This window comes from Serratia sp. HRI, from assembly GCF_010119335.3.
GTDB lineage: Bacteria > Pseudomonadota > Gammaproteobacteria > Enterobacterales > Enterobacteriaceae > Serratia > Serratia nevei.
Map to the genome: position 1 here is coordinate 457,714 of NZ_CP083690.1, position 25,038 is coordinate 482,751.

Consider the following 25,038-nt stretch of genomic DNA (forward strand, 5'->3'; position numbering starts at 1 on the left):
CTTACCTGTGCGAGGTCGCCATGAGTTCAGTCCCACGCTGCATCACCGCCGCCGATATTGCCACCGCCGCCGACGTTATCGCCGGGCATGCCCTGCGCACGCCGGTCATGACTTCGCGCCAGGCCGACCAGATCGCCGGCGCGCAGCTGTTCTTCAAGTGCGAGAATTTTCAGCGCATCGGCGCCTTCAAATTTCGCGGCGCCTATAACGCCATCGCGCAACTCAGCGCAGAGCAGCGTCGGGCCGGGGTAATCGCCTTTTCATCCGGCAACCACGCACAGGCGATGGCGCTGGCGGCGCGCGAATTGGGCGTTAGCGCCACCATCGTAATGCCCCACGACGCCCCTGCGGCCAAGCTGGCGGCGACGCGCGGCTACGGCGCCAACGTGGTCATCTATCAGCGCCACAGCGAAGATCGTGAAGAAATCACCCGACGCCTGGCCACAGAGCGGGGCCTGACGCTGGTGCCACCGTACGATTATCCGCAGGTGATCGCCGGCCAGGGCACCGCCGCCAAGGAGCTGTTTGAAGAGACCGGGCCATTGGATCTGCTGTTGGTGTGCACCGGCGGCGGCGGCCTGCTGGCCGGCAGTGCGGTGGCGGCGCACCACTGGTCGCCGGGCTGTCGCGTGTTCGGCGTCGAGCCCGAAGCCGGCAACGACGTTCAGCAAGCCTTTCAGCGCGGTGAACCGGTGCACATCCCGGTGCCGAAAACCATTGCCGACGGCGCGCAGACCCAACAGGTCGGGCGGCTGACCTTCCCGATCATTCAAGAATATGTCGAAGGCATTCTGACGGTCAGCGACGCCCAGCTGTGTCGGCAAATGCGCTTCTTTATGGAGCGGATGAAAATGGTGGTTGAGCCGACCGGCTGCCTGGCGGCCGCGGCGGCGATGAACGGCCTGCTCGATCTGCGCGGTAAAAAGGTCGGCGTTATCGTCAGCGGCGGCAACCTTGACGTCGACAAGATTGCGCACTATCTCACCCTGGCCGGCGAAAATTAACGCGGCGCATCGGTTAAATAACAGGCGGAACATCAGGGTAGAGCGCTTTTTGCTGTGTCAGTTTGGCGGCCGCTGGGCTACTATAAACAGCATAAAGGCGCTGGGTTATCCGTGCCGGAACGCCCTCTAACACATTGATTAAAGATACCTGAATGAGCACTTCCGATAGCCGTAACCGTTCCTCATCCCCCCGTTATTCTCTGCCCGATCGCGCGGGCGATCTGCGCCAGCTGGGGCAACTGACCGGCGCGGCCTGCGCCGTGGAGTGCGCCGAGATCGTCGAACGCCACCCAGGCCCGGTGATGCTGATCGCGCCGGACATGCAAAACGCCCTGCGGCTGCGCGACGAGATCCAGCAGTTCACCGACCAGATGGTGACCACGCTGTCCGACTGGGAAACCTTGCCGTACGACAGCTTCTCGCCGCATCAGGAAATCATCTCGGATCGTTTGTCGAGCCTGTATCACCTGCCGACCATGGCGCGCGGCGTGATCATTCTGCCGGTCAACACCCTGATGCAGCGCGTCTGCCCGCACGAGTTCCTGCACGGCCACGCGCTGGTGATGAAGAAAGGCCAGCGCCTGTCGCGCGACAAGCTGCGCGCGCAGCTGGAACAGGCCGGTTACCGCAGCGTCGATCAGGTGATGGAGCACGGCGAATTCGCCACCCGCGGCGCGTTGCTCGATCTTTACCCGATGGGCAGCGATGAGCCTTACCGCATCGACTTTTTCGATGACGAAATCGACAGCCTGCGCATCTTCGACGTCGATACCCAGCGCACGCTGAGCGAAGTCGAGGCCATCAATCTGTTGCCGGCCCACGAGTTCCCCACCGACAAAAACGCCATCGAGCTGTTCCGCAGCCAGTGGCGCGAGCAGTTTGAGGTGCGCCGCGACGCCGAGCACATCTATCAGCAGGTCAGCAAAAGCGCCTGGCCGGCCGGCATCGAATACTGGCAGCCGCTGTTCTTCAGCCAGCCGCTGCCGTCGCTGTTCAGCTATCTGCCGGCCAATACGCTGATCGTCAACACCGGCGATCTGGAGGGCGCCGCCGAGCGCTTCTGGCAGGACGTCAACCAGCGTTACGAAAGCCGCCGCGTCGATCCGATGCGCCCGCTGCTGGCACCCGATACGCTGTGGCTGCGCGTCGACGCGCTGTTCGGCGAGCTGAAGGCCTGGCCGCGCATCGCGCTGAAAACCGATAAGCTGCCGCCCAAGGCCGGCAATACCAACCTGGACTACCATGCCCTGCCCGATCTGGCGGTGCAAGCGCAGCATAAATCCCCGCTGGATAACCTGCGGCGCTTTATCGAAGGCTTCGACGGCAGCGTGATTTTCTCCGTCGAGAGCGAGGGGCGGCGTGAAACGCTGCAGGATCTGCTCGGCCGCATCAAGCTGGCGCCGGCGCTGATTCAGCGCCTCGATCAGGCGGAAACGGCGGGCCGTTACATGATGGTCGGCGCCGCCGAACACGGCTTCCTCGACGGCCTGCGCCAGCGGGCGCTGATCTGCGAAAGCGATCTGCTCGGCGAGCGCGTCAGCCGCCGCCGGCAGGATAACCGGCGCACCATCAATACCGATACTCTGATCCGCAACCTGGCGGAGCTCCATCCCGGCCAGCCGGTGGTGCATCTGGAGCACGGCGTCGGCCGCTACGTCGGCCTGACCACGCTGGAGGCCGGCGGCATCAAGGCCGAGTACCTGATCCTCTCCTACGCCGGTGAGGACAAGCTGTACGTGCCGGTTTCTTCGCTGCATCTGATCAGCCGTTATGCCGGCGGCGCGGACGAAAACGCCCCGCTGCACAAACTGGGCGGCGACGCCTGGACGCGCGCGCGGCAGAAAGCGGCCGAGCGCGTGCGCGACGTAGCGGCGGAGCTGCTGGATATCTACGCCCAGCGCGCCGCCAAGGCCGGTTTCGCCTTCAAACACAACCGCGAACAGTACCAGCTGTTCTGCCAGAGCTTCCCGTTCGAAACCACGCCGGATCAGGAACAGGCGATCAACGCGGTGCTGAGCGACATGTGCCAGCCGTTGGCGATGGACCGCCTGGTGTGCGGCGACGTCGGTTTCGGCAAAACCGAAGTGGCGATGCGCGCCGCCTTCCTGGCGGTGGAAAACGGCAAGCAGGTGGCGGTGCTGGTGCCGACCACCCTGCTGGCACAGCAGCACTTCGACAACTTCCGCGATCGCTTCGCCACCTGGCCGATCCGCATCGAAATGATGTCGCGCTTCCGCAGCGCCAAAGAGCAGCAGCAGGTGCTGGATGACGCGGCCGAAGGCAAGGTAGACATCATCATCGGCACCCACAAGCTGCTGCAGAGCGATCTGCGCTGGAAAGACCTGGGGCTGCTGATCGTCGATGAAGAACACCGCTTTGGCGTGCGCCATAAAGAACGCATCAAGGCGATGCGCGCCGACGTCGATATCCTGACGCTGACCGCCACGCCGATCCCGCGTACCCTGAACATGGCGATGAGCGGCATGCGCGATCTGTCGATCATCGCCACCCCGCCGGCGCGCCGGCTGGCGGTGAAGACCTTCGTGCGCGAATACGACAGCCTGGTGGTGCGCGAGGCGATCCTGCGCGAAGTGCTGCGCGGCGGCCAGGTTTACTACCTCTACAACGACGTGGAAAACATCGAGAAAGCGGCGCAGCGCCTGGCGGAACTGGTGCCGGAAGCGCGCATCGCCATCGGCCACGGCCAGATGCGCGAACGCGATCTGGAACGGGTGATGAACGATTTCCACCACCAGCGCTTCAACGTGCTGGTGTGTACCACCATCATCGAGACCGGCATCGATATCCCCAGCGCCAACACCATCATCATCGAGCGGGCCGATCGCTTCGGCCTGGCGCAGCTGCACCAGCTGCGCGGTCGCGTCGGGCGTTCGCACCACCAGGCTTACGCCTATCTGCTGACGCCGAACCCGAAAGCCATGGGCACCGACGCCCATAAACGGCTCGAAGCCATCGCATCGCTGGAAGATCTCGGCGCCGGTTTCGCGCTGGCGACCCACGATCTCGAGATCCGCGGCGCCGGTGAACTGCTGGGCGAAGACCAGAGCGGCCAGATGACCACCGTCGGTTTCTCGCTCTACATGGAGCTGTTGGAAAGCGCCGTCGATGCGTTGAAAAACGGCCGCGAACCGTCGCTGGAAGATCTCACCAGCAGCCAGACCGAGGTGGAACTGCGCATGCCGGCGCTGCTGCCGGAAGATTTCATTCCCGACGTCAATACCCGTCTTTCGCTGTACAAGCGTATCGCCAGCGCGAAGCGCGACGGCGAGCTGGATGAGCTGAAAGTCGAGCTGATCGACCGCTTCGGCCAGTTGCCGGACGCGGCGCGCAACCTGTTGCAGTGCGCGGCGCTGCGCCTGCATGCGCAGAAGCTGGGCATCAAACGCATCGAGAGCAACGAGCGCGGCGGCTTTATCGAGTTCGGCGACAACAACCGCGTCGATCCCGGTTATCTGATCGGCCTGCTACAGGGCAATCCGCAGGTTTACCGCCTGGACGGCCCGAGCAAGCTGAAGTTCACGCTCGATTTGGCCGATCGCCAGAAACGCCTGACGTTCACCGAAGAGTTGCTGGATGCCTTCCGCGAACACACGCTGGCGGCCTGAGCCAACGCCTTCCGCCGGCACGGCGGGAGGCGGCTTACTCGCGCGGGAAACCGGCGCCCAGCGGCGCCAGCTGCATCACGCGGCTGGTCACCACCCGATTTTTACCGCTGCGCTTCGCCTCATATAACGCTTCGTCGGTCATGGCGATCGCCTTGTCCAGCGTCATGCCGGGCAGATACAGCGACACGCCGATCGACAGCGTGATGTGCGCTTCATCGTGGGCATTCAGCAAAAACGTCGAGCTCTCCACCGCACTGCGAATGCGCTCCGCCACCCCACCGATAACCAGCGGATCGTAGCTGGCGGTGATCACCATAAATTCCTCGCCGCCGTAACGCCCGACGAAGTCCTCGTTGCGCACGCTGTTTTGCAGCAGCCGGCCGACGCTGGCCAGCAGCACGTCGCCGGCCGGGTGGCCGTAGGTATCATTGATCTTTTTGAAGTCATCCAAATCGAGGATCATCAGCCCGCACGGGCGGCGTTCGGCGCGCTGCAGCATCAGGTGGTAATCGACGCTGGCGCGGTTGTTGATATGGGTCAGGCTGTCGGTCGTGGCGCGGGCGCGCATCGCGAAATAGGCGTAGATGTGGCGCTCTTTGAAATTCAGCGCATGGTAGCAAATCGCCAGGCAGAGCGCGGAAACCGCCTGGTACAGCAACACGTCCAGCCACAGCCCGCTCATGTCCACCAGCAGCCACACCACCGCGATGCGATACATCGCGATGGCGCCGATCGTCAGGTAAAACACCCAGTGGGATTTCTTCAGCCACACGCGCGACAGCAGCAGCGGCACCAGGATTGAGGCGATAAACAGGTTATCGACGGTGAAACCGCCGGTCAGCGCCATGGCGAACAAAAAGCTCACCAGCCCGCTGATGCCGCCGCCGAAAAAAGTCACCAGGATCATCGGAATCATCGCAAAGCTGTAGTGCACCTTATCGGTCAGCTCCAGCCGGTCCTGGCTTAAATACAGCACCGCCACCCCGGCCAACAGGCCGAATACGACGCGCTTCCACAGCGCAGAGCGATAGGAGAACGGCGCATTTTTACTGAGAACGAAATAGCTTACCGACAGCGTGGCGTAGGTGATGCAGGCGTCGCTGTAAATGGCGGGAATGGACGCAATGTAGGTCATAAATAGTCAGCGGCTCCTCGGGATCGCCAGGGGTTGATATGCAGACGTTGAATAACGCATCCCTGTCGTCTCCGCTTCGGCGGCGGCTATTTTACACAGTCTATTAATAGAGTAGCAGTTCTATCTTATCGCCAAGCCGTCTATCTCACGATGCGCGCTTCAGGCTACTCTGTGCTTTGTGTTATCGGGGGAGAACCGTATGAATATCGACGATGAACTGCAGGCGCTCAGCGAACAGGAAGCGACGCTGGCCTTTACCCATTTTGACGCCGCCACCGCCTGGGAGCTGGGCGCGGCGCTGAAATCCGCCGCCGAGCGGCGCGGCCTGAGCATCGCCATCGAGATCCAACTGGCCGGGCAAACGCTGTTTTATTACGCCATGCCGGGCGCCACGCCGGACATCGCCGACTGGGTGCGGCGCAAGCGCAATCTGGTGAATCATTTTCACAAAAGCTCTTACGCCATCGGCCTGCGCCTGCAGCAGCGGCAAACGTCGCTGGAGGAGCGCTACGGGCTGAGCGTACGCGACTATTCGGTGCACGGCGGCGCCTTCCCGCTCACCCTGGCCGGCCTCGGCTGCGTCGGCAGCATCAGCATTTCCGGCGCGCCGCAGAAGGAAGATCACCAGCTGCTGGTAAGCACTTTAGCCCACTTTCTCGGCTTATCCCTACCCGCGCTCCACTAGCCGTTAAAACCTTGATTATTCCTTTTCTTTTCAGCCGCAGAATCTGCGGCTGACTTATCTGTTATCGGCATTTAGCGCCAAACAAAAGGGCGACTCTCTGATTTCCTGCGCCAAATTGACACAGGTCTGGTAATCCGCTGAACAAAGGGCGTATGGTATCTGTCACGTGACAAGACGGACCTCATCGGGCCCGCCATTCCTTTCACTTTTGAAGATTTGGTACGCACCGTAGATGAAAACGCATGAAATAAACAAAATTCGCCCCTTCAGCGCGCTGATAGACGCCTGCTGGTGGGAACCTTATAGCCTGACGCGGTTGCTGAAAGACGCTATCGCCGGGGTGACGGTCGGTATTATCGCCATCCCGCTGGCGATGGCGCTGGCGATCGCCAGCGGCGTGCCGCCGCAGTACGGCCTGTATACCGCCGCCATCGCCGGGATCGTCATCGCCGTCAGCGGCGGTTCGCGCTACAGCGTCTCCGGCCCCACCGCCGCCTTCGTGGTGATCCTGTATCCGGTTTCGCAGCAGTTCGGATTGGCCGGCCTGCTGGTCGCCACGCTGATCTCCGGGGTGTTTCTGCTGCTGATGGGGCTGGCGCGCTTTGGCCGGCTGATCGAGTACATTCCGCTGCCGGTGACGCTCGGCTTTACCTCCGGTATCGCCATCACCATCGCCACCATGCAGATCAAGGACTTCTTCGGCCTGCAGCTGGCGCACACGCCGGAAAATTACGTCGGCAAGCTGTACGCCCTGCTGCAGGCGCTGCCAACGCTGGATTTCGGCGATACCCTGATCGGCGCGGTGACGCTCCTGATCCTGATCTTCTGGCCCAAGCTCGGCCTGCGGGTGCCTGGCCACCTGCCGGCGCTGCTGGCGGGCACCGCGCTAATGGGTCTGCTGGCGCTGTTTGACCACCCGGTGGCAACCATCGGCTCGCGCTTCAGCTACCTGCTGGCCGACGGCAGCAGCGGCCAGGGCATCCCGCCGATCCTACCGCAGTTGCTGCTGCCCTGGGATCTACCGGGCGGCGGCGGGCAGCCGTTCACCCTGAGCTGGCAAACCGTTTCCGCCCTGCTGCCGGCGGCGTTTTCGATGGCGATGCTCGGCGCGATCGAATCGCTGCTGTGCGCAGTGGTACTCGACGGCATGACCGGCAAGAAACACAACTCGAACAGCGAGCTGATCGGCCAAGGTGCGGGCAACATCATCGCGCCGTTCTTCGGCGGCATTACCGCCACCGCCGCGATTGCCCGTTCGGCGGCCAACGTGCGCGCCGGCGCCACCTCGCCGGTGTCCGCCATCATCCACGCGCTGCTGGTGCTGTTGGCGCTGCTGGTATTGGCGCCGTGGCTCTCTTACCTGCCGCTGGCAGCGATGGCAGCGCTGTTGCTGATGGTCGCCTGGAACATGAGCGAGGCGCACAAGGTGATTTACCTGCTGCGCCGGGCGCCGAAGGACGACATTCTGGTGCTGCTGCTGTGCATGTCGCTGACGGTGCTGTTCGATATGGTGATCGCCATTACCGTGGGCATCGTGCTGGCGTCGCTGCTGTTTATGCGCCGCATCGCCCGCATGACGCGGCTGAGCGAGCTGAGCGCCGGCGACGGCCGCCTGGTACTGCGGGTGAACGGCCCGCTGTTCTTCGCCGCCGCCGAGCGCATCTTTACCGAACTGCTGGCGCGCAGCGAAGGCTATCGCACGATCGTGCTGCAATGGGATGCGGTGCCGGTGCTCGATGCCGGCGGCCTGAGCGCCCTGCGGCGCTTTATCGACGTGCTGCCTGCGGACAAAAAGCTGGTGATCACCGACGTGCCGTTCCAGCCGCTGAAAACCCTGGCGCGCGCGCGGGTGCAGCCGATCGAGGGCCGCTTGCAGTTCTACCCGACGCTGCCGGAAGCGCTGGCAGCCACCGGCGCCTAAACGTAAAAAAGCCCGACAAGTCGGGCTTTTTTTATGGCGACGAGCGCTTAGTTGCTGGTATCCAGCTCCGGGAAGCTCTTCACCAGGTCGTCGATGGCTTTCATCTGCGCCAGGAACGGCTCCAGCTTGTCCAACGGCAGCGCGGACGGGCCGTCGCACTTGGCGTTTTTCGGATCCGGGTGCGCTTCGAGGAACAGGCCGGCCAGGCCAACCGCCATACCGGCGCGCGCCAGCTCGGCCACCTGAGCGCGGCGGCCGCCGGACGCGGCGCCGAACGGATCGCGGGTCTGCAGCGCGTGGGTCACGTCGAAGATCACCGGATGGCCGCCGGTCACGTTTTTCATCACGTTGATGCCCAGCATGTCGACCACCAGGTTGTCATAGCCAAAGTTGCTGCCGCGATCGCACAGGATCACCTGGTCGTTGCCGCCTTCTTTGAACTTGTCGACGATGTTGCCCATCTGCCCCGGGCTGACGAACTGCGGCTTCTTGACGTTGATCACCGCGCCGGTTTTCGCCATCGCTTCCACCAGATCGGTCTGACGCGCCAGGAAGGCCGGCAGCTGGATCACGTCAACCACTTCGGAAACCGGCTGCGCCTGCGCCGCTTCATGCACGTCGGTGATGATTTTCACGCCGAAGGTTTTTTTCAGCTCTTCGAAGATCTTCATCCCTTCTTCTAGGCCCGGACCGCGGTACGAGTGGATGGAGGAACGGTTGGCCTTGTCGAAAGAGGCTTTGAATACGTAAGGGATGCCCAGTTTTTGCGTCACGGTGACGTAGTGTTCGCAGATGCTCATCGCCAGATCGCGCGATTCCAGCACGTTCATACCGCCAAACAGCACAAACGGCAGATCGTTTGCTACGTCGATATCGCCAATGCTAACCACTTTCTGTTTCATGCTTTCGCCTTTGTTAAGGTTGTAACCGTCGCCTTGCAAACTGCACGGAGTCATTGAATTAATGCAGCGTCACCTGTTTCGGCTCAATCGAGTGGATCTGTACTTTGATCACTTCGCTGACCGGGTCTTCAGGACACTGCTCGACAAAATAGTTGAGGTCGGAAATCGCGATATGGTTGCACTCCAGCTGGGCGTAAATCAGCCCGCGGTCGCGGATCTCGTACGGGTCTTCCGGATCGAAGCACAGTACCGTTTCGCTGGTGCGCAGCGCCATTTCCAGCTGTTTTTCTTCCATCAGGGCGGCCTTCAGCGTATCGAGCATCTTGCGCACCACCATGATGTTCTCCGACTCGTCGAGATCGTCGTCTTCCAGCTCGGCGCCCAGCCCCAGGTTGCCCTTGATCCACACTTCCAGCTGGTGCTCGCTCAGGGTTTCGCCGTTCAGCGGGTTGATCAGCCACAGCTCTTCGTCCAGCCAGTCGGCGCGCAGGATCAGCTGAGTGGGGAAAATCACCGGCAGCAGCGGCAGATCCAGCGCGTTGGCAATATGCAGGAAGATAGTGCCCAGCGAGACCGGCGTGCCCTGCCGCGCTTCCAGCACCTTGTCCAGCCAGATGGCGTCCGACAGGCGGTACACGCCGCTGGCGCCGCCGAATCCCCAGGTCTTGTAAAACAGTTCGATGAGCGCATCCAGTTGCTGCTCCTGAGTGATATCGACCGGCACCGCCGCGCGCGCTTCGTCCACCAGCTGTTGCAGCTTGCGCTCCACGTCAGCAACCGGGAAATCGCGCCGCACCGACTGCGACACCAGGATCACCCCTTCGCTCAGCGGCGAGGCGTTAAATTCAAAATCAGCAATGCTACTCATAGGTATCCCATCAAAAACGGTATTTTCGTCGTGGCAAGTTTAATTATCAGGTACAGGCAGCCCAACGCCAGCACGAACGCCACGGTTCGCAGCCGCTGACTTTTGGTCTTCTTGCCCAATGCGACGTAGCCAAGCAGGATATAGATAATAACGCCAAACAGCTTCTCGGTCAGCCATGAGTCCATACCCAGCAGCGGATAAAACCCGAACATCACCACCAGCGCGATGCCGCTGACGAACAACAGCGTGTCGTTCAGGTGCGGCGCTACCTTGACCCAGCGGCGACCCATGATCGGCGAGCGGCGCCATTGCCAAAAAAAACGCAGCACAAACAAGGTAATACTGATGGCGACCGTCAGCAAATGGAAATGTTTCAACGCGGTGTATGCAGTCATGATGCTCCCTTAAATGGCTCGGGCGTCGTTATTATGAGAGGCGCTTATCCCGGCCATTGGCCGAGCGTCACGCGGTCGTTGTCGCCATAATCACGGTGGGTGGCGACAGCGGAAAATCCGGCGGCCTGCAGCAGCGCGCGCACGCTCTCGCCCTGCTGCCAGCCGTGTTCCAACAGCAGCCAGCCCTGGGGCTGCAAATGGTGCGGCGCCTGGCGCACGATGGCGGCCAGATCCGCCAACCCATGATCGGCGGCGACCAGCGCGCTGCCGGGCTCGAAGCGCACGTCGCCCTGCGACAAATGCGGATCGGCGGCGTCGATATAGGGCGGATTGCTGGCGATCAGCGCGAAGCGTTGCCCCGCCACCGGCGCAAACCAGCTGCCCTGTAGAAATCGGACGTTGTCGATCTTCAGCTTGTGCGCATTGTGCTGCGCCAGCGCGACCGCCTCCGGCTGCACATCGACGCCGATGGCCGAACAATCGGGGCGCTCGCCGGCCAGCGCCAGCGCGATGGCGCCGGTACCGGTGCCGAGATCGAGGAAGTGGCAGGGTTGTGGCGGCAGGCGCGCCAGCGCCAGCTCCACCAGGCATTCGGTATCCGGGCGTGGGATCAGCGTTGCGGGCGAAACCGACAGCGGCAGCGACCAAAATTCGCGCTCGCCCACCAGGTAGGCCACCGGCTCACCGCGTTCGCGGCGCGCCAGCAGCGTCTCCAGCTGCTGTTGCTGCGCTGGCGTCAGCTGAGTTTCCCCGAACGCCATCAGGAAGGTTCTGGCCTCGCCGGTCACGAAACCCAACAGGATTTCCGCGTCGCGCCGGGCGCTGTCGCTGTGGGTCAAACGCGCGGCGGCGGCTTTCAGCCAGTGTTGATAGTCCATCACTCTTGCTCGGCGGACAGCGCAGCCAGCTGATCGGCCTGATACTCCTGCACGATCGGCTGGATCAGCATGTCCAGTTTGCCTTCCATCACTTCGTCCAGGCGGTAGAGCGTCAGGTTGATGCGGTGGTCGGTCACCCGCCCCTGCGGGAAGTTGTAGGTGCGGTTACGGTCGGAACGGTCGCCGCTGCCCAGCAGGTTGCGGCGAGTGGACGCCTCGGCCTGCTGGCGCTTGGCCATCTCGGCGGCGCGAATGCGCGCGCCCAGCACCGACATCGCCTTGGCTTTGTTTTTGTGCTGTGAACGCTCGTCCTGGCACTCCACCACGATGCCGGTCGGCAGGTGGGTGATGCGGATTGCCGAGTCGGTGGTGTTAACGTGCTGGCCACCGGCGCCGGAGGAGCGGAAGGTGTCGATTTTCAGGTCGCTCGGGTTGATGTCCGGCAACTCGGCCTCCGGCACTTCCGGCATCACCGCCACGGTGCAGGCGGAGGTGTGGATGCGCCCCTGGGATTCGGTTTCCGGCACGCGCTGCACGCGGTGGCCGCCGGATTCAAACTTCAGTTGGCCGTAGACGCCATCGCCGGAAACTTTGGCGATCACTTCTTTGAAACCGCCGTGTTCGCCTTCGTTGGCGCTCATCACCTCGACGCGCCAGCGGCGGCTTTCCGCATAGCGGCTGTACATGCGGAACAGATCGCCGGCGAAGATCGCCGCCTCATCGCCGCCGGTGCCGGCGCGCACTTCGAGGAAGCAGCTGCGCTCATCGTCCGGATCTTTCGGCAGTAGCAACACCTGCAGCTGCTGCTCCAGCTCTTCGCTGGCCGCCCGCGCCTGTTTCAGCTCTTCCTGCGCCATCTCGCGCATTTCCGGATCGTCCAGCATCATTTCCGCCGTCTCCAGATCCTCCTGCACCTGACGCCATTCCAGGAAGCAGCGGCTGACGTCGGTCAGCTGCGCGTATTCTCGCGACAGCGCGCGGAACCGGTCTTGGTCGGCGATAACGCCGGCATCGCCGAGCAGCGCCTGCACTTCTTCATGGCGCTCTTGTAACGCTTCCAGTTTGGCAACAATAGAAGGCTTCATGCGTGGTAATAAACCCTGTTAATAGAGAAAACTAATGCTGATCCAGCCCAAGGCTGTCGCGTAATAACTGCAACCGCTCCACGTCGCCGTCGCCGGCGGCCTGCTGGAGGGATTTGGTGGGGGCATGAATAAGACGGTTGGTCAGTTTATGGGCCAGCTCGTGAATAACCTGCTCCACGTTGGCGCCCTGCGCGATGGAGGCCAGCGCTTTGGCCTCCATCTCTGCGCGAATTTGGTCGGCCTGCGAACGGTAGTCGCGGATGGTTTCCACCGCGCCCTGCGAGCGCAGCCAGGCCATGAAGTTGGTGCTTTCCTGCTGCACGATCGACTCCGCCTGCACCGCCGCCGCTTTGCGCTGCGCCAGATTGCTTTGAATGATGGCGTGCAGATCGTCCACGCTGTAGAGATAGGCGTTGGCCAGTTTGCCGACTTCCGGTTCGATGTCGCGCGGTACGGCGATATCCACCAGCAGCATCGGCTGGTTGCGGCGCGCCTTCAGCGCGCGCTCCACCATCCCCTTACCGATGATCGGCAGCGGGCTGGCGGTGGAACTGATGATGATGTCGGCGTCCGCCAGGCGTTCGTCGATCTCCGGCAAGGTGATCACCTCCGCGCCGACCTCGTCCGCCAGCAGCTGGGCGCGCTCGCGGGTGCGGTTGGCGATGATCATGTGCCGCACTTTGTGTTCGCGCAGGTGGCGCGCCACCAGTTCGATGGTTTCACCGGCGCCCACCAGCAAGACGTTGAGATCGGCCAACGATTCGAAGATCTGGCGCGCCAGGGTACAGGCGGCAAAAGCCACGGAGACCGCGCTGGCGCCGATGTCGGTTTCGGTACGCACGCGCTTGGCAACGGAGAAGGATTTCTGGAACAGACGCTCCAGCTCGCCGGACAGCGACTGGCCGCGTTGCGACTCGGCGAAAGCTTTTTTCACCTGCCCGAGGATCTGCGGTTCGCCCAGCACCAATGAGTCCAACCCGCTGGCCACCCGCATCAAATGGCTGACCGCGTCGTTGCCCTGATGCCAGTACAGGCTTTTCTTCACCTCTTCCGGGCGCAGGTTGTGGTAGGCGCACAGCCAGGCGACCAGCTGCTCGTGCATGTGTTCCTGCTGCTCTACGCTGAGGTACAGCTCGGTGCGGTTGCAGGTGGACAACACGACGCCGCCCTGCACCAACGGTTGTTGGAGCAAGCTGGTCAGCGCCTCATCGATGGACTCTGGCGAGAAGGTCACCCTTTCACGCAGAGAAACCGGAGCGGTTTTGTGATTTATACCTAACGCCAGCAGGGTCATTGCTTCGAGTAATACTTCTGTTGGTACGGGTTCTCGTTGAACGGCATTCTACTTGATGCGCAGGATCAATAAAAGTAACAACCGCATCTTCCGTTCAATCGTTGCCATAGACGGCATCAATCGATGAATAATTAATAAATTCATAACGTTGTCAGAATAGCGAACGCTTTACGTTCGCTGATCGTCTGGGGACACCGCGCGAATTGCAGACAGAACGGCACGTCATAGCCAAATTATGAACTAAAAACTCCGCTGTGCGGGATTAAAAATACGTTCGACAGGGCGACAGTCGAGCCCCCAGCACAGCGGCCCGACGCACGTCGTGGATTACTCAGTTCTCCTGACCATTCGCAACCCGATGATTTTGTTATACACGCGCTTCGAGAAGCTGATGGAAAAATCATCTACCGGCACCACAAACCGCGCGAGCAGCAAAGTGGCGGCGATCGCGATAGCCGAAACGCTCAGCATACTGGCGACGGACGCCGTCGCAAAACCTTGGGTCAAATAGATCGTCAAAATGATCATGGGCATGTGGATGATATAAATAGGGAACGAGAGCTTGCCCAAATAAACCAACCCCTTATTTTCCAACATCCGACTGAGAGAATGGCTGGTCAACACGCCGTAGACAATAAATATGCCTGAGAGAAAATTGAGGAACATATACGAACGATAGCCGAGGAGTTTGGTTACCCAACTATAGCTTACGCTATCGTTGTGGACGCCGGCAAAATACAATCCAATAATAAGGAGCACAAGGCCAACGTAATTATTCTTATAGGTAATATTAAAGGCCGAGTAAACAAATCCAAAGAAGAAACATATCATCCCTAATGCAATGGGGATACTAAAAGGTACTATAGCCAATGATGCCAGCAGGAACAGAGACAATGATTGCCACTTGCTTCTTTTGTAAACGATGCAGGCCATATAGATGAATAATGAGCCAATTAACTCAATTTTCATCGTCCAAAGCACGGGGTTATATATATATCCATCCCAAACGGAACCACCGATGAAAGCTCCCAGAGCACCGTAGGTAAATGCACCAATCAAAGAGGGGTCACTGATGAGGAAAGGATCGAGCCATGCCGACACACCGGGAAACTCTCGCGTCCCCTCAGAGATAAACAACAAAACCAGAAGCATCAATAAGCAAGAAAACGTAGCCGGAATGGCCAGCCTGAAATATCGCGTAAAGGAAGTTATCAAATAATATTCATCGCTTTTCTTTTCGATACCTCGCGACAGCACGATTCCGCTCATGACAAAGAAAACGAACACCGCCGAACTGCCAGAATAAAAGAACCCCCAAAAAGAATCATGCAAATATTTTTGAACAGGATAAGTGTCAGGAATCGCCCCACCAGAAAAATTATGTAGATATATAAAATAAATCAATGATAAATGGGATAGTACAACCGCCAGACTGGCAATTCCCCTAACCGAGTCAAGGTACATAAGCTTTGACTCTTTTTTTGAAGCCGAATTTTCCACAATAAATTCCCAACAATAAATATAGGAATAGTAGTATTAAAGATGAACAATACAATCCAATTAAATGAAGAATGATTGGCATAAAATTTATTTAAAATGTCACCTTGACATTCCTTTAAAATAAAAAAAAATAAAACAACCAGTTAGCATTGATTTGGATTTAAAAAAAACCGCAAGCCAGCACGCGTAAACCTGAGGTATTTCCTAATAGTATTCCTATCATTTCGGAATTAACTCAGGTTTTAATTCCAGGAGATGAACGGCACCCACATGTTTGCACGATAGAGCATCGGTGGGTTAAAGCGCCCAAAAGATGGTCCAGCATACTGAATGTTGAAGGCGAAAATTAGCGAGAACGACCATTGCTGTGCCAATATTCATAACACGCTATCATTGACGCGCCGCCGCCGCCCCGTTAGCGTGAGCGCTGAATCCGGGTTTCGTCGCGCATGCCCGCAAGGACAAAAGGACAAGAGAAAGTTATGCCAATACGCAAAGTTAGTTTGCTCCGTCTGATCCCGCTGGCCAGCCTGGTGCTGGCCGCCTGTACCACCACCAAGCCGACCGGCCCGGCCACCAGCCCGACTTCTCCGCAGTGGCGCGCCCATGAGCAGGCGGTGCAGCAGCTCAGCACCTATCAGACCCGCGGCTCCTTCGCCTACTTGTCTGATCAGAAAAAAGTCTACGCCCGCTTCTTCTGGCAGCAGTTCTCGCCGGAGCGCTACCGTCTGCTGTTGACCAACCCGCTGGGCAGCACGGAAATGGATCTCAACGTGCAGAAAAACGTGGTGCAGCTGACCGACAACCAGGGCAAACGCTACGTCAGCGACAACCCGGAAGAGATGATCCGCAAGCTGACCGGCATGGCGATCCCGCTGAACAACCTGCGCCAGTGGATGCTCGGCCTGCCGGGCGAAGCCAACGATTTTGCGCTGGATGACCAATATCGCCTGAGCAAGCTGACTTACCAGCAAGGCGGCCAGACCTGGAAAGTGGATTACCAGGGCTACAGCAACGAGGTGCAGCCGACGCTGCCGAACCGCCTGGAACTGCAGCAGGGCGAGCAGCGCATCAAGCTGAAAATGGATAACTGGACGCTCAAATGATTCGCCAGTGGCCCTCCCCCGCGAAACTCAACCTGTTTTTGTACATCACCGGCCGTCGTGAAGACGGCTATCACCTGCTGCAGACGCTGTTTCAGTTCTTGGACTACGGCGACACCCTGACCATTGACCCGCGCCAGGACGACCGCATTCATCTGCTGACGCCGGTCGACGGCGTGCCGGACGAACAGAACCTGATCGTGCGCGCCGCCCGCCTGCTGCAGCGCTATTGCGATGAGCGCGGCCTGCAGACCGCACCGCGCGGCGCCGACATCAGCATCGACAAGCACCTGCCGATGGGCGGCGGCCTGGGCGGCGGCTCCTCCAACGCCGCCACCGTGCTGGTGGCGCTCAACGAACTGTGGCGCTGCGGTCTTGGCGACGACCAACTGGCAGCGCTGGGGCTCAGCCTCGGCGCCGACGTGCCGGTGTTCGTGCGCGGCCACGCCGCCTTCGCCGAAGGCATCGGCGAGTGCCTGCAGCCGGCCGAGCCGCAGGAAAAGTGGTATCTGGTGGCGCATCCCGGCGTCGGCATCCCGACGCCGGTTATCTTCGGTGACCCCGAATTGAAAAAAGACACCCCGGTTCGCTCCTTAAGTGAGCTGTTGCAGGCGCCGTACGCAAATGATTGCGAACCGATCGCAAGAAAACGTTTTCGCGAGGTTGAACAGCTTCTTTCATGGCTGTTAGAATACGCCCCGTCACGCCTGACTGGCACAGGTGCTTGTGTGTTTGCTGAATTCGACACAGAAATCGCCGCCCGTCAGGTGTTAAATCAAGCCCCGGAGTGGTTGTGTGGTTTTGTAGCGCGCGGCGTTAACGTCTCCCCACTACATCGCATTCGTTCCGGGCGGTTTGAGTCGTAGCTCAACGTTTCGTTGCGCAGGGTCATGCACACCTGGCCCTGTTATCCCTGCGCTGCCTGCGGTCTCAATTTTAGTTTTACATACCCGTATGTATATTGCGCCGGCGTCGCCGACTGCCCCTTGGTGATGTCGTATGACAATATCTTCTCTGGACGCAAGCCTGAGGTTCTTCTCGTGCCTGATATGAAGCTTTTTGCTGGTAACGCCACCCCGGAACTAGCACAACGTATTGCCAACCGTTTGTACACCAGCCTTGGTGACGCCGCTGTAGGTCGTTTTAGCGACGGCGAAGTGAGCGTGCAAATCAACGAAAATGTACGCGGCGGTGATATTTTCATCATCCAGTCCACCTGTGCCCCGACCAACGACAACCTGATGGAACTGGTTGTGATGGTCGACGCCCTGCGTCGCGCCTCCGCAGGTCGTATTACCGCCGTTATCCCTTACTTCGGCTATGCCCGCCAGGATCGCCGCGTGCGTTCCGCGCGTGTGCCGATCACCGCCAAGGTGGTTGCCGATTTCCTCTCCAGCGTAGGGGTTGACCGCGTTCTGACGGTGGATCTGCATGCTGAGCAGATTCAAGGCTTCTTCGACGTACCGGTAGACAACGTGTTCGGCAGCCCGATCCTGCTGGAAGACATGCTGCAGCAGAACCTGGAAAACCCGATCGTGGTTTCCCCGGACATCGGCGGCGTAGTGCGTGCCCGCGCCATCGCCAAACTGCTGAACGACACCGACATGGCCATCATCGACAAACGCCGCCCGCGCGCGAACGTGTCTCAGGTGATGCACATCATCGGTGACGTGGCAGGCCGCGACTGCGTGCTGGTCGACGACATGATCGACACCGGCGGTACCTTGTGTAAAGCGGCTGAAGCGTTGAAAGAACGCGGTGCCAAGCGCGTATTCGCCTACGCGACGCACCCGATCTTCTCCGGCAACGCCGTGGACAACATCAAGAACTCGGTGATTGATGAAGTGATCGTCTGCGACACCATTCCGCTGTCGCCGGAAATCAAGGCACTGAAAAACGTTCGCACTCTGACCCTGTCCGGCATGCTGGCTGAAGCCATCCGCCGCATCAGCAACGAAGAGTCGATCTCTGCGATGTTCGAGCATTGATTCGTCGTCTTTCCGGTGCGGCGCCCACCGTGCCGGAAAGATAGCGTGCCCGACAGCAGAAAAAGAAAAACCCGTTGGTGCGTGAGCAACAACGGGTTTTCTACTCGTAGTCCGACATGACCTCAAACCTTAATGCACGGCAGATATTCCCTTGCCCTGCTCTTGCTTCCCTTCTGCTTTTTTAATCAATGCGACGAACGATGTTGGTCGTTACGGCACCGTTTATCAAAGTGTTTTACCCACCAGTAGCGATCCGCCACCTGCTCGCGGCCGCCGATACGCGCGCCCACCAGCCACAACAGCGCGCCGACGAAGATACTCATGATGGCGCCGTGGGCGAAAAATTGCGGTAAATCGAACTGGGATACTTCAGCAACAATGGAGTATCCGACGCCACCGATCATCACGACCAGGCCCAGCCCCATAAAAAAGTTGCCCATTCTGTCCGCGTTTCTGCGTTTCATATGCCACCTCCATGATTGCCATGTGCCAATCGGGATAACGCTGCAACTTGTTAACCCACTTTGATAAGTTAAGTATAGTCCTTGTGGCGGCAAGGGGATTGCGGAGGCGATCACAAATGGTAAAGAATTATTGACACTTCTTAACACACCGCTGAAAATTAGCGGACAAATTGAATTATTCAGCTAATGAATCATTCGTCTTTCTTACCTAAGGCGACGGCGGAGATCGGATTTTGTCATTCGCCGCCCCGGCAGGTAGACTAAGGCCCTTTCCATTACCCTGATCATAGCGAATCTCCCAGTGAGCAGTATTAAATTGATAGTCGGCCTGGCCAACCCGGGCGCGGAATATGCCCAGACGCGCCACAACGCCGGCGCCTGGTACGTCGATCTGCTGGCCCAGCGCCACAATCAGCAGTTGAAAGAAGAGAGCAAGTTCTTCGGCTACACCGCCCGCTTGAACCTGGCGGGCAACGACGTGCGCCTGCTGGTGCCGACCACCTTCATGAACCTGAGCGGCAAAGCGGTGCTGGCGATGGCCAACTTCTACCGCATCGAGCCGAACGAGATTTTGGTGGCGCACGACGAGCTGGATCTGCCGCCCGGCGTGGCCAAAATCAAGCTCGGCGGCGGCAACGGTGGCCACAACGGCCTGAAAGACATCCAGAACAAGTTCGGCAACAACCCGAACTTTTACCGCCTGCGTATCGGTATCGGCCATCCGGGCGACAAGAACAAGGTGGTGGGCTTCGTGCTCGGCAAGCCGCCGGCCAGCGAGCAGAAGATGATTGACGAAGCGATCGACGAGTCGCTGCGCTGCACCGAGATGCTGATGAAGGACGGGCTGGAAAAAACCGTTCAGCGCCTGCACAGCTTCAAGGCGCAGGCCTGAACCTTGCCGCAGCGGGCGCCCTGCCCGCTGCCTGCATCTAGCCGCGCGGGTTGAAGGTCTCCTCGCTCACGCGGCGGTCATCGGCGGTGAAGCCCTCTTCCGCCACGTAATACTGCGGATCGTCCAGTTCATGGCTGCAGAACGGCCCGGCGCGCTTGAGCAAGCGCACGCAGTCACCGCTCAGGTGGCGCAGACGAATGCTTTTTCCCGCCGCCAGATAACGCGCCGTCAGCTTATCGATCGCCTCTACGCCGCTGGAATCCATCACCCGGGTGCCGGCAAAATCCAGCACCACATTCTGCGGATCGCTCTGCGGATCGAACAGCTCGGCGAAACCGGCAGCGGAGCCGAAGAACAGCGGGCCATCCAGTTGATACACCGCCACGTCGCCCGTCACCTGCCGCTGGCGCACGCGGATGCGCGCCTGCTGCCAGGCGAACACCAGCGCCGAGATAATCACCCCGCTGATCACCGCCACCGCCAGATCGGTAAAGATGGTGATCAGCGTGACGGCGAGCATCACCAGCGCGTCCGCCTTCGGCATGCGGCGCAAACGGCGCAGCGAGCTCCACTCGAAGGTGTTGTAACACACTACCAGCATCACCCCGGCCAGCGCCGCCACCGGCAGCAGGCCGATATAGCGCGACAGGCTGACCACGAACAGAATTAACAGAATGGCGCCCACCGTGCCGGAAATGCGCCCGCGCCCGCCCGAGGTGAAGTTGATGATCGACTGGCCGATCATCGCGCAGCCGGCGAAGCAGCCGAACAGGCCGCATACCGCATTACCGGCGCCCTGCGCGATGCTCTCGCGGTTGCCGTTCCCCTTCTTGCCGCCCATTTCATCCAGCACCGTCATGGTCAGCAGCGATTCAATCAAACCGACCAGGGCGATCACCACCGCATAGGGCAGCACTACCCGCACCATCTCCAGGGTGAACGGCGCCGTCGGCAGGCTGAAGTGCGGCAGCGCGCCGGAAATGTCCGCCAGATCGCCCACCCGCAGCGTGTGCAGATTGAGGTCAATCGCCAACGCCGAAACCACCAGCAGCGCCGCCAGCGAAGACGGAATGGCTTTGGTCAGGCGCGGGAACAGCACCACCACCGCAATCGCCAGCGCCACCAGGCCGTACATCAGCGGTCCCTGCCCGGCGATCATCTTCAGCTGCGCCAGCATGATGACGATCGCCAGGCCGTTGACGAAGCCGTGGATCGCCGGCAGCGGCACCAGACGAATGAACTTGCCCAGCCGGAAGGCGCCAATCAGGATTTGAATCCCCCCGGCGAACAGCGTGGCCCACAGCACGTAGCCCATGCCGTACTGCGCCGCCAGGCTCATCAGCACCACCACAATGGAGCCGGCGGCGCCGGAAACCATGCCCGGCTTGCCGCCGAACAGTGCCGTGACCAGGCCGATGATAAACGCGGTATGCAAACCGACGATCGGCGAAAGACCGGCGACCAGCGAAAAGCCGACCGCCTCGGGGATCATCGAAACCGCCACCACAAAGCCCGCCATGACTTCATTTTTAACGTCCGCGATCCTGACGTTACTCAGGTTAAACATGCATTATTCACTTATGACAGATGGCATCATCTCCCCGCGTAGCGGGTATGGGGTACCGCAAGGGGCGGCAGACTGCAGGCGGGCACAGCTCAGGGTGGCGTAGGCAAGAAATACATCCGGCGCGTTTCCTGTCGGTTAATCGGAACGGCCAGTATGGGTAAATGTGATCCAAATCTCAAATAAAAACCGGCCGCCCGCGCTGGGTTCGCCCCGGCCAAGCAAGTCTGATCGAGATAAATGCCCATTACGTGTATAATGGCGGCATTATTTTGCCCTTTATGCAGTCGATTAAACCTAACCGGCTGATAGTTAAGATATTTAAGGTGATTATAACATGGGATTCAAATGCGGTATCGTCGGCCTGCCTAACGTAGGCAAATCCACCCTGTTCAACGCGTTGACCAAAGCGGGCATTGAAGCAGCCAACTTCCCGTTCTGCACCATTGAACCGAACACCGGTGTGGTGCCGATGCCCGATCCGCGTCTGGATAAGCTGGCCGAGATCGTCAAGCCGCAGCGCATTCTGCCAACCACCATGGAATTCGTCGACATCGCCGGCCTGGTGAAAGGCGCGTCTAAAGGTGAAGGTCTGGGCAACCAGTTCCTGACCAACATCCGCGAAACCGAAGCCATCGGCCACGTGGTGCGCTGCTTCGAGAACGACAACATCATTCACGTCAACAACAAGGTCGATCCGGCCGAAGACATCGACGTCATCAACACCGAGCTGGCGCTGTCTGACCTGGACACCTGCGAGCGCGCCATCCACCGCGTGCAGAAGAAAGCCAAAGGCGGCGACAAAGACGCCAAGGCCGAGCTGGCGGCGCTGGAAAAATGCCTGCCGCACCTGGAAAACGCCGGCATGCTGCGCGCGCTGGATCTGACCGCAGAAGACAAAGCGGCGATCAAATACCTGAGCTTCCTGACCCTGAAGCCGACCATGTACATCGCCAACGTCAACGAAGACGGCTTCGAGAACAACCCGTACCTGGACACCGTGCGTAAAATCGCCGACGCCGAAGGCTCCGTGGTAGTTGCCGTGTGCGCCGCCGTGGAATCCGACATCGCCGAGCTGGAAGACGAAGAGCGCGACGAGTTCATGGCCGAGCTGGGCCTGGAAGAGCCGGGCCTGAACCGCGTGATCCGTGCCGGTTACGAGCTGCTGAACCTGCAGACCTACTTCACCGCCGGCGTAAAAGAAGTGCGCGCCTGGACCATCCCGGTCGGCGCTACCGCCCCGCAGGCGGCCGGCAAGATCCACACCGACTTCGAGAAAGGTTTTATCCGCGCCCAAACCATCGCCTTCGACGACTTCATCACCTACAAGGGTGAACAAGGCGCCAAAGAAGCCGGTAAAATGCGCTCAGAAGGTAAAGACTACATCGTCAAAGACGGCGACGTGATGAACTTCCTGTTCAACGTCTGATTCGAGCAAACCATTTCAGGCGATTGCACATGCTTGCAGGCGCATCGCTGAAATCGACGCTAAGCCCCGTGGATACGGGGCTTTTTCATTTCAATTCGTTGCATGCAACGACACCTGATAGCACTGCGCAAGTGAATACGGGTGTGTATATGGATCTTGCACCAGGTCGATGAAGGTGTATACGATAAAGCCCTGAGGACGAACAGGAGACCTTCACGATGCTGACAGACGCCCAGTGCCGAGCCGCCAAGCCTAGAGAAGGCATCTACCGCCTCAATGACTACAAGGGGCTGTACCTAGAAATCAAACCCAACGGCATCAAGGCTTGGCGCTATCGCTTTAAGCTCAATGACAAGGCCTCGTGGTTCGCACTTGGCGACTACCCCAGCGTGACGCTCGGCGAGGCCAGAGAGAAGTGCGAGGCGGCGCGGAAGCTGGTCAGGGAGGGCATCAATCCCGTCCAGAATCGCCAGATCGAACGTATCAAGCGCGAGCAAGACTCAGCGAACACATTCGAGGCTGTCGCCAAAGAGTGGCTGGCCCTGAAAGACTGGGAGGAAGTGACCAAGAAGCGGAGACTCGATATGCTGCAGCGCGTGGTCTTCCCGTCGATTGGCAAGCTGCCGGTACGTCAGATCACTCCGGCCCATGTCCTCGACATCCTCAACAAGACGGTCAAGCGGGGTGCCCCCACCGTAGCCGCTGAAGCCAAGCGCACCATGTCTGGCGTGTTCGAGCATGCAGTCGCGACTCTACGGGCGGACACAGACCCCGTTTGGCCGGTTCGCAAAGCACTGCCGCCCAACAAGACGCAACACAAGCGCGCCCTCAGCGCGGAAGAAGTCGGCCAGTTGCTGAACGACTTTGATGGACATGGCGGCAACTTCCAAACCATTAAGGCGTTCCAGCTGATGTGGCTGACGCTCAGCCGTCCGAATGAATCCGTCCAAGCAGAGTGGGCTGAGTTCGACCTGGAAAAGGCGCTCTGGACCATTCCTGCACGCCGGATGAAGGCGCGGCGAGAGCACGCCGTTCCGCTACCGACTCAGGCTGTTGAACTTCTCAAGGCCATGCATCCGATCACAGGGCACACGAAGTTCGTTTTCCCGAACCGCGACGACCGCCAGCGCCCAATGGCCGACGCAGCCCTGCGGCAGGCGCTCAAGAAGCTCGGTTGGGCAACCAAGTACAGCCCACATGGCACTCGCACCACGGGCAGCACACGGCTCAATGAAATGGGCTATCGGCCCGATGCCATCGAAGCCCAGCTTGCACATGCGGAGCCGAATAGTGTTCGGCGCACATACAACCATGCCACCTATCTCGATGAACGGCGCGCGATGATGCAGGAATGGGCAGGCCAGCTTGATGCCTGGAAATTGGCTGCGCGTGCAGGGGACTGACCTCTCGTGCGTTCGCTCGGCACCATAGTTCCGGCGATTAAGGCGCAGACGAGGCAAAAGGCGCCTCCAGCATTGGTGCGCGAGGAAGGCTGGGGGAATCCTTGCTAAACTAGAGGCGCGTCAGCCCTTGCTCGTTGCAGCAGATTTGCGGGCCTTTGGCTTTTCGGTAGCCAGCGACGGTGAATCGCAAGCAGCAAGAAGTGCGGTTGCATAGGCGAACGCCGTCGTTTTAACGAAGTCTGCATTGACTAGGGCACCCCAAACCACAAGGCCAATGCACGCCACCAGTGCTGATATCCACGATTGGACGGTGATGGCGGTCAAACTCCCGGAGCTCGATAGCCACGCGTTCAAGGCGGTCAACAATAGCGTCAGAACGCACAGCACGATTGCCATTGGTCTTACACCAAGTAGATTTCTTCGAAATCCGTAGTTCGTGTTTTCGGCGAAGATCAATGCGAACTTCTTCTTATCTCTCGTGGCCTCGCGCAGCCACTTCACTGCTGACTCGCAAGTTGCAGCAGCTCTAGATGGATCGGATACCTCGCCGGTCGGATCTGGAAAACTCAGTCCCGATACCTTTTTGCTCAAGACCTTGCGGTACCTGTCAAGGGTGAGCTGATCTAGGGAGGTACTTGCCCGCAGCAGCATCAACGTCGTTGGAGTCCCTCCCCATATTTCATACAGTTTTGGCTCTTTGCGCTTTCCCCATTCGCGGCCAAGCGAACTGAGCAGCATTAACCCACCCAGCGCTACGGCTAGAGAGGCCAATCCAGCAAGTTGACTTGAAAACACTGGGGCGACCAAGGCGAGGGCAACGACTGGCACAAGCATTACCAGCAACGCTGGATAAAGGCGGGCCTTGCGGTCATAGGGATCGAAAATGCTGCCAATCATCTGCT

The 25,038-nt window shown here is 59.7% G+C and carries 21 protein-coding genes; 10 read left to right on the forward strand and 11 right to left on the reverse strand.

Annotated elements, in window-relative coordinates; all coding sequences use genetic code 11:
- Positions 1–20 precede the first annotated feature (20 nt).
- Together GF111_RS02300 and mfd are read left to right on the forward strand one after the other, a co-directional pair.
- Positions 21–1,004, forward strand: coding sequence for a threo-3-hydroxy-L-aspartate ammonia-lyase (locus GF111_RS02300; RefSeq protein ID WP_047727725.1), 984 nt, complete (start codon positions 21–23; stop codon positions 1,002–1,004).
- A 152-nt stretch (positions 1,005–1,156) separates the two neighbouring features.
- Complete coding sequence (gene mfd, locus GF111_RS02305) at positions 1,157–4,630, forward strand: transcription-repair coupling factor (RefSeq protein ID WP_038877818.1); 3,474 nt, start codon at positions 1,157–1,159, stop codon at positions 4,628–4,630.
- Positions 4,631–4,664: 34 nt separating this feature from the next.
- Here mfd and GF111_RS02310 read toward each other — a convergent pair whose 3' ends face one another.
- Entirely contained in the window at positions 4,665–5,765 is a 1,101-nt protein-coding gene (locus GF111_RS02310) for a GGDEF domain-containing protein (RefSeq protein ID WP_147191295.1), read from the reverse strand.
- Positions 5,766–5,964: 199 nt separating this feature from the next.
- Between GF111_RS02310 and GF111_RS02315 the strand changes: the two genes are divergently transcribed.
- Positions 5,965–6,450 carry a heme-degrading domain-containing protein gene (locus GF111_RS02315; RefSeq protein ID WP_147191294.1) on the forward strand — a complete coding sequence of 162 codons (486 nt, stop codon included), beginning with the start codon at positions 5,965–5,967 and terminating at the stop codon, positions 6,448–6,450.
- 232 nt (positions 6,451–6,682) lie between these two features.
- Entirely contained in the window at positions 6,683–8,371 is a 1,689-nt protein-coding gene (gene dauA / locus GF111_RS02320; protein WP_038877822.1) for a C4-dicarboxylic acid transporter DauA, read from the forward strand.
- Between the two features lie 47 nt (positions 8,372–8,418).
- On the opposite strand, the gene kdsA is transcribed toward dauA, so the two are convergent.
- The 7 genes from kdsA to GF111_RS02355 form a co-directional block, all read right to left on the reverse strand.
- Complete coding sequence (gene kdsA, locus GF111_RS02325; RefSeq protein ID WP_038872048.1) at positions 8,419–9,273, reverse strand: 3-deoxy-8-phosphooctulonate synthase; 855 nt, start codon at positions 9,271–9,273, stop codon at positions 8,419–8,421.
- A 58-nt stretch (positions 9,274–9,331) separates the two neighbouring features.
- Positions 9,332–10,141 (reverse strand): invasion regulator SirB1, encoded by an 810-nt coding sequence (gene sirB1, locus GF111_RS02330; RefSeq protein ID WP_038872030.1) that lies wholly within the window; start codon positions 10,139–10,141, stop codon positions 9,332–9,334.
- A complete protein-coding gene (locus tag GF111_RS02335) occupies positions 10,138–10,539 on the reverse strand; it encodes a SirB2 family protein (RefSeq protein ID WP_170310520.1) in 402 nt (133 codons plus the stop codon). Before GF111_RS02335 ends, sirB1 begins: the two co-directional genes overlap by 4 nt.
- Positions 10,540–10,580: 41 nt before the next feature.
- On the reverse strand, positions 10,581–11,414 hold the full coding sequence (gene prmC / locus GF111_RS02340) for a peptide chain release factor N(5)-glutamine methyltransferase (protein ID WP_147191743.1): 834 nt from the start codon (positions 11,412–11,414) through the stop codon (positions 10,581–10,583).
- A complete protein-coding gene (gene prfA, locus GF111_RS02345; RefSeq protein WP_038872021.1) occupies positions 11,414–12,499 on the reverse strand; it encodes a peptide chain release factor 1 in 1,086 nt (361 codons plus the stop codon). Before prfA ends, prmC begins: the two co-directional genes overlap by 1 nt.
- Positions 12,500–12,530: 31 nt before the next feature.
- Positions 12,531–13,793: a glutamyl-tRNA reductase gene (gene hemA, locus GF111_RS02350; RefSeq protein WP_055317459.1), complete on the reverse strand. Its 1,263-nt coding sequence runs from the start codon at positions 13,791–13,793 to the stop codon at positions 12,531–12,533.
- A 327-nt stretch (positions 13,794–14,120) separates the two neighbouring features.
- A complete protein-coding gene (locus GF111_RS02355; protein ID WP_146220594.1) occupies positions 14,121–15,293 on the reverse strand; it encodes an acyltransferase in 1,173 nt (390 codons plus the stop codon).
- Positions 15,294–15,775: 482 nt separating this feature from the next.
- On the opposite strand from GF111_RS02355, the gene lolB reads away from it, so the two are divergent.
- The 3 genes from lolB to prs all read left to right on the forward strand — a co-directional run bounded on the left by lolB (position 15,776) and on the right by prs (position 18,384).
- Positions 15,776–16,399 carry a lipoprotein insertase outer membrane protein LolB gene (lolB, locus tag GF111_RS02360; RefSeq protein ID WP_038872018.1) on the forward strand — a complete coding sequence of 208 codons (624 nt, stop codon included), beginning with the start codon at positions 15,776–15,778 and terminating at the stop codon, positions 16,397–16,399.
- Positions 16,396–17,262: a 4-(cytidine 5'-diphospho)-2-C-methyl-D-erythritol kinase gene (gene ispE / locus GF111_RS02365; protein ID WP_147191730.1), complete on the forward strand. Its 867-nt coding sequence runs from the start codon at positions 16,396–16,398 to the stop codon at positions 17,260–17,262. The genes lolB and ispE overlap by 4 nt, the downstream gene beginning before the upstream one ends.
- Positions 17,263–17,436: 174 nt before the next feature.
- Complete coding sequence (gene prs / locus GF111_RS02370) at positions 17,437–18,384, forward strand: ribose-phosphate diphosphokinase (RefSeq protein WP_004941061.1); 948 nt, start codon at positions 17,437–17,439, stop codon at positions 18,382–18,384.
- A gap of 185 nt (positions 18,385–18,569) precedes the next feature.
- Here the strand turns inward: prs and ychH are convergent, their stop codons facing one another.
- Positions 18,570–18,848, reverse strand: coding sequence for a stress-induced protein YchH (gene ychH, locus GF111_RS02375; RefSeq protein ID WP_038872012.1), 279 nt, complete (start codon positions 18,846–18,848; stop codon positions 18,570–18,572).
- A 301-nt stretch (positions 18,849–19,149) separates the two neighbouring features.
- Here ychH and pth point away from each other — a divergent pair, with 301 nt between their 5' ends.
- Complete coding sequence (gene pth, locus GF111_RS02380; protein WP_004941053.1) at positions 19,150–19,740, forward strand: aminoacyl-tRNA hydrolase; 591 nt, start codon at positions 19,150–19,152, stop codon at positions 19,738–19,740.
- A gap of 37 nt (positions 19,741–19,777) precedes the next feature.
- Here pth and GF111_RS02385 read toward each other — a convergent pair whose 3' ends face one another.
- Positions 19,778–21,307 (reverse strand): SulP family inorganic anion transporter, encoded by a 1,530-nt coding sequence (locus GF111_RS02385; RefSeq protein ID WP_147191733.1) that lies wholly within the window; start codon positions 21,305–21,307, stop codon positions 19,778–19,780.
- A 334-nt stretch (positions 21,308–21,641) separates the two neighbouring features.
- Here GF111_RS02385 and ychF point away from each other — a divergent pair, with 334 nt between their 5' ends.
- Together ychF and GF111_RS02395 are read left to right on the forward strand one after the other, a co-directional pair.
- Positions 21,642–22,733, forward strand: coding sequence for a redox-regulated ATPase YchF (gene ychF / locus GF111_RS02390; RefSeq protein WP_004941048.1), 1,092 nt, complete (start codon positions 21,642–21,644; stop codon positions 22,731–22,733).
- 218 nt (positions 22,734–22,951) lie between these two features.
- Complete coding sequence (locus GF111_RS02395) at positions 22,952–24,136, forward strand: tyrosine-type recombinase/integrase (protein WP_047727730.1); 1,185 nt, start codon at positions 22,952–22,954, stop codon at positions 24,134–24,136.
- A gap of 120 nt (positions 24,137–24,256) precedes the next feature.
- On the opposite strand, the gene GF111_RS02400 is transcribed toward GF111_RS02395, so the two are convergent.
- Positions 24,257–25,033 carry a hypothetical protein gene (locus GF111_RS02400; RefSeq protein ID WP_047727731.1) on the reverse strand — a complete coding sequence of 259 codons (777 nt, stop codon included), beginning with the start codon at positions 25,031–25,033 and terminating at the stop codon, positions 24,257–24,259.
- Between the last annotated feature and the right edge of the window lie 5 nt (positions 25,034–25,038).

Coding starts and splice junctions, on each gene's coding strand:
- sirB1 (WP_038872030.1), bottom strand. CDS start 10,141: ATGAGTAGCATTGCTGATTTTGAATTTAACGCCTCGCCGCTGAGCGAA.
- kdsA (WP_038872048.1), bottom strand. CDS start 9,273: ATGAAACAGAAAGTGGTTAGCATTGGCGATATCGACGTAGCAAACGAT.
- prfA (WP_038872021.1), bottom strand. CDS start 12,499: ATGAAGCCTTCTATTGTTGCCAAACTGGAAGCGTTACAAGAGCGCCAT.
- ychH (WP_038872012.1), bottom strand. CDS start 18,848: ATGAAACGCAGAAACGCGGACAGAATGGGCAACTTTTTTATGGGGCTG.
- prmC (WP_147191743.1), bottom strand. CDS start 11,414: ATGGACTATCAACACTGGCTGAAAGCCGCCGCCGCGCGTTTGACCCAC.
- GF111_RS02315 (WP_147191294.1), top strand. CDS start 5,965: ATGAATATCGACGATGAACTGCAGGCGCTCAGCGAACAGGAAGCGACG.
- GF111_RS02400 (WP_047727731.1), bottom strand. CDS start 25,033: ATGATTGGCAGCATTTTCGATCCCTATGACCGCAAGGCCCGCCTTTAT.
- GF111_RS02300 (WP_047727725.1), top strand. CDS start 21: ATGAGTTCAGTCCCACGCTGCATCACCGCCGCCGATATTGCCACCGCC.
- dauA (WP_038877822.1), top strand. CDS start 6,683: ATGAAAACGCATGAAATAAACAAAATTCGCCCCTTCAGCGCGCTGATA.
- hemA (WP_055317459.1), bottom strand. CDS start 13,793: ATGACCCTGCTGGCGTTAGGTATAAATCACAAAACCGCTCCGGTTTCT.
- GF111_RS02310 (WP_147191295.1), bottom strand. CDS start 5,765: ATGACCTACATTGCGTCCATTCCCGCCATTTACAGCGACGCCTGCATC.
- ychF (WP_004941048.1), top strand. CDS start 21,642: ATGGGATTCAAATGCGGTATCGTCGGCCTGCCTAACGTAGGCAAATCC.
- GF111_RS02395 (WP_047727730.1), top strand. CDS start 22,952: ATGCTGACAGACGCCCAGTGCCGAGCCGCCAAGCCTAGAGAAGGCATC.
- GF111_RS02385 (WP_147191733.1), bottom strand. CDS start 21,307: ATGTTTAACCTGAGTAACGTCAGGATCGCGGACGTTAAAAATGAAGTC.
- lolB (WP_038872018.1), top strand. CDS start 15,776: ATGCCAATACGCAAAGTTAGTTTGCTCCGTCTGATCCCGCTGGCCAGC.
- ispE (WP_147191730.1), top strand. CDS start 16,396: ATGATTCGCCAGTGGCCCTCCCCCGCGAAACTCAACCTGTTTTTGTAC.
- mfd (WP_038877818.1), top strand. CDS start 1,157: ATGAGCACTTCCGATAGCCGTAACCGTTCCTCATCCCCCCGTTATTCT.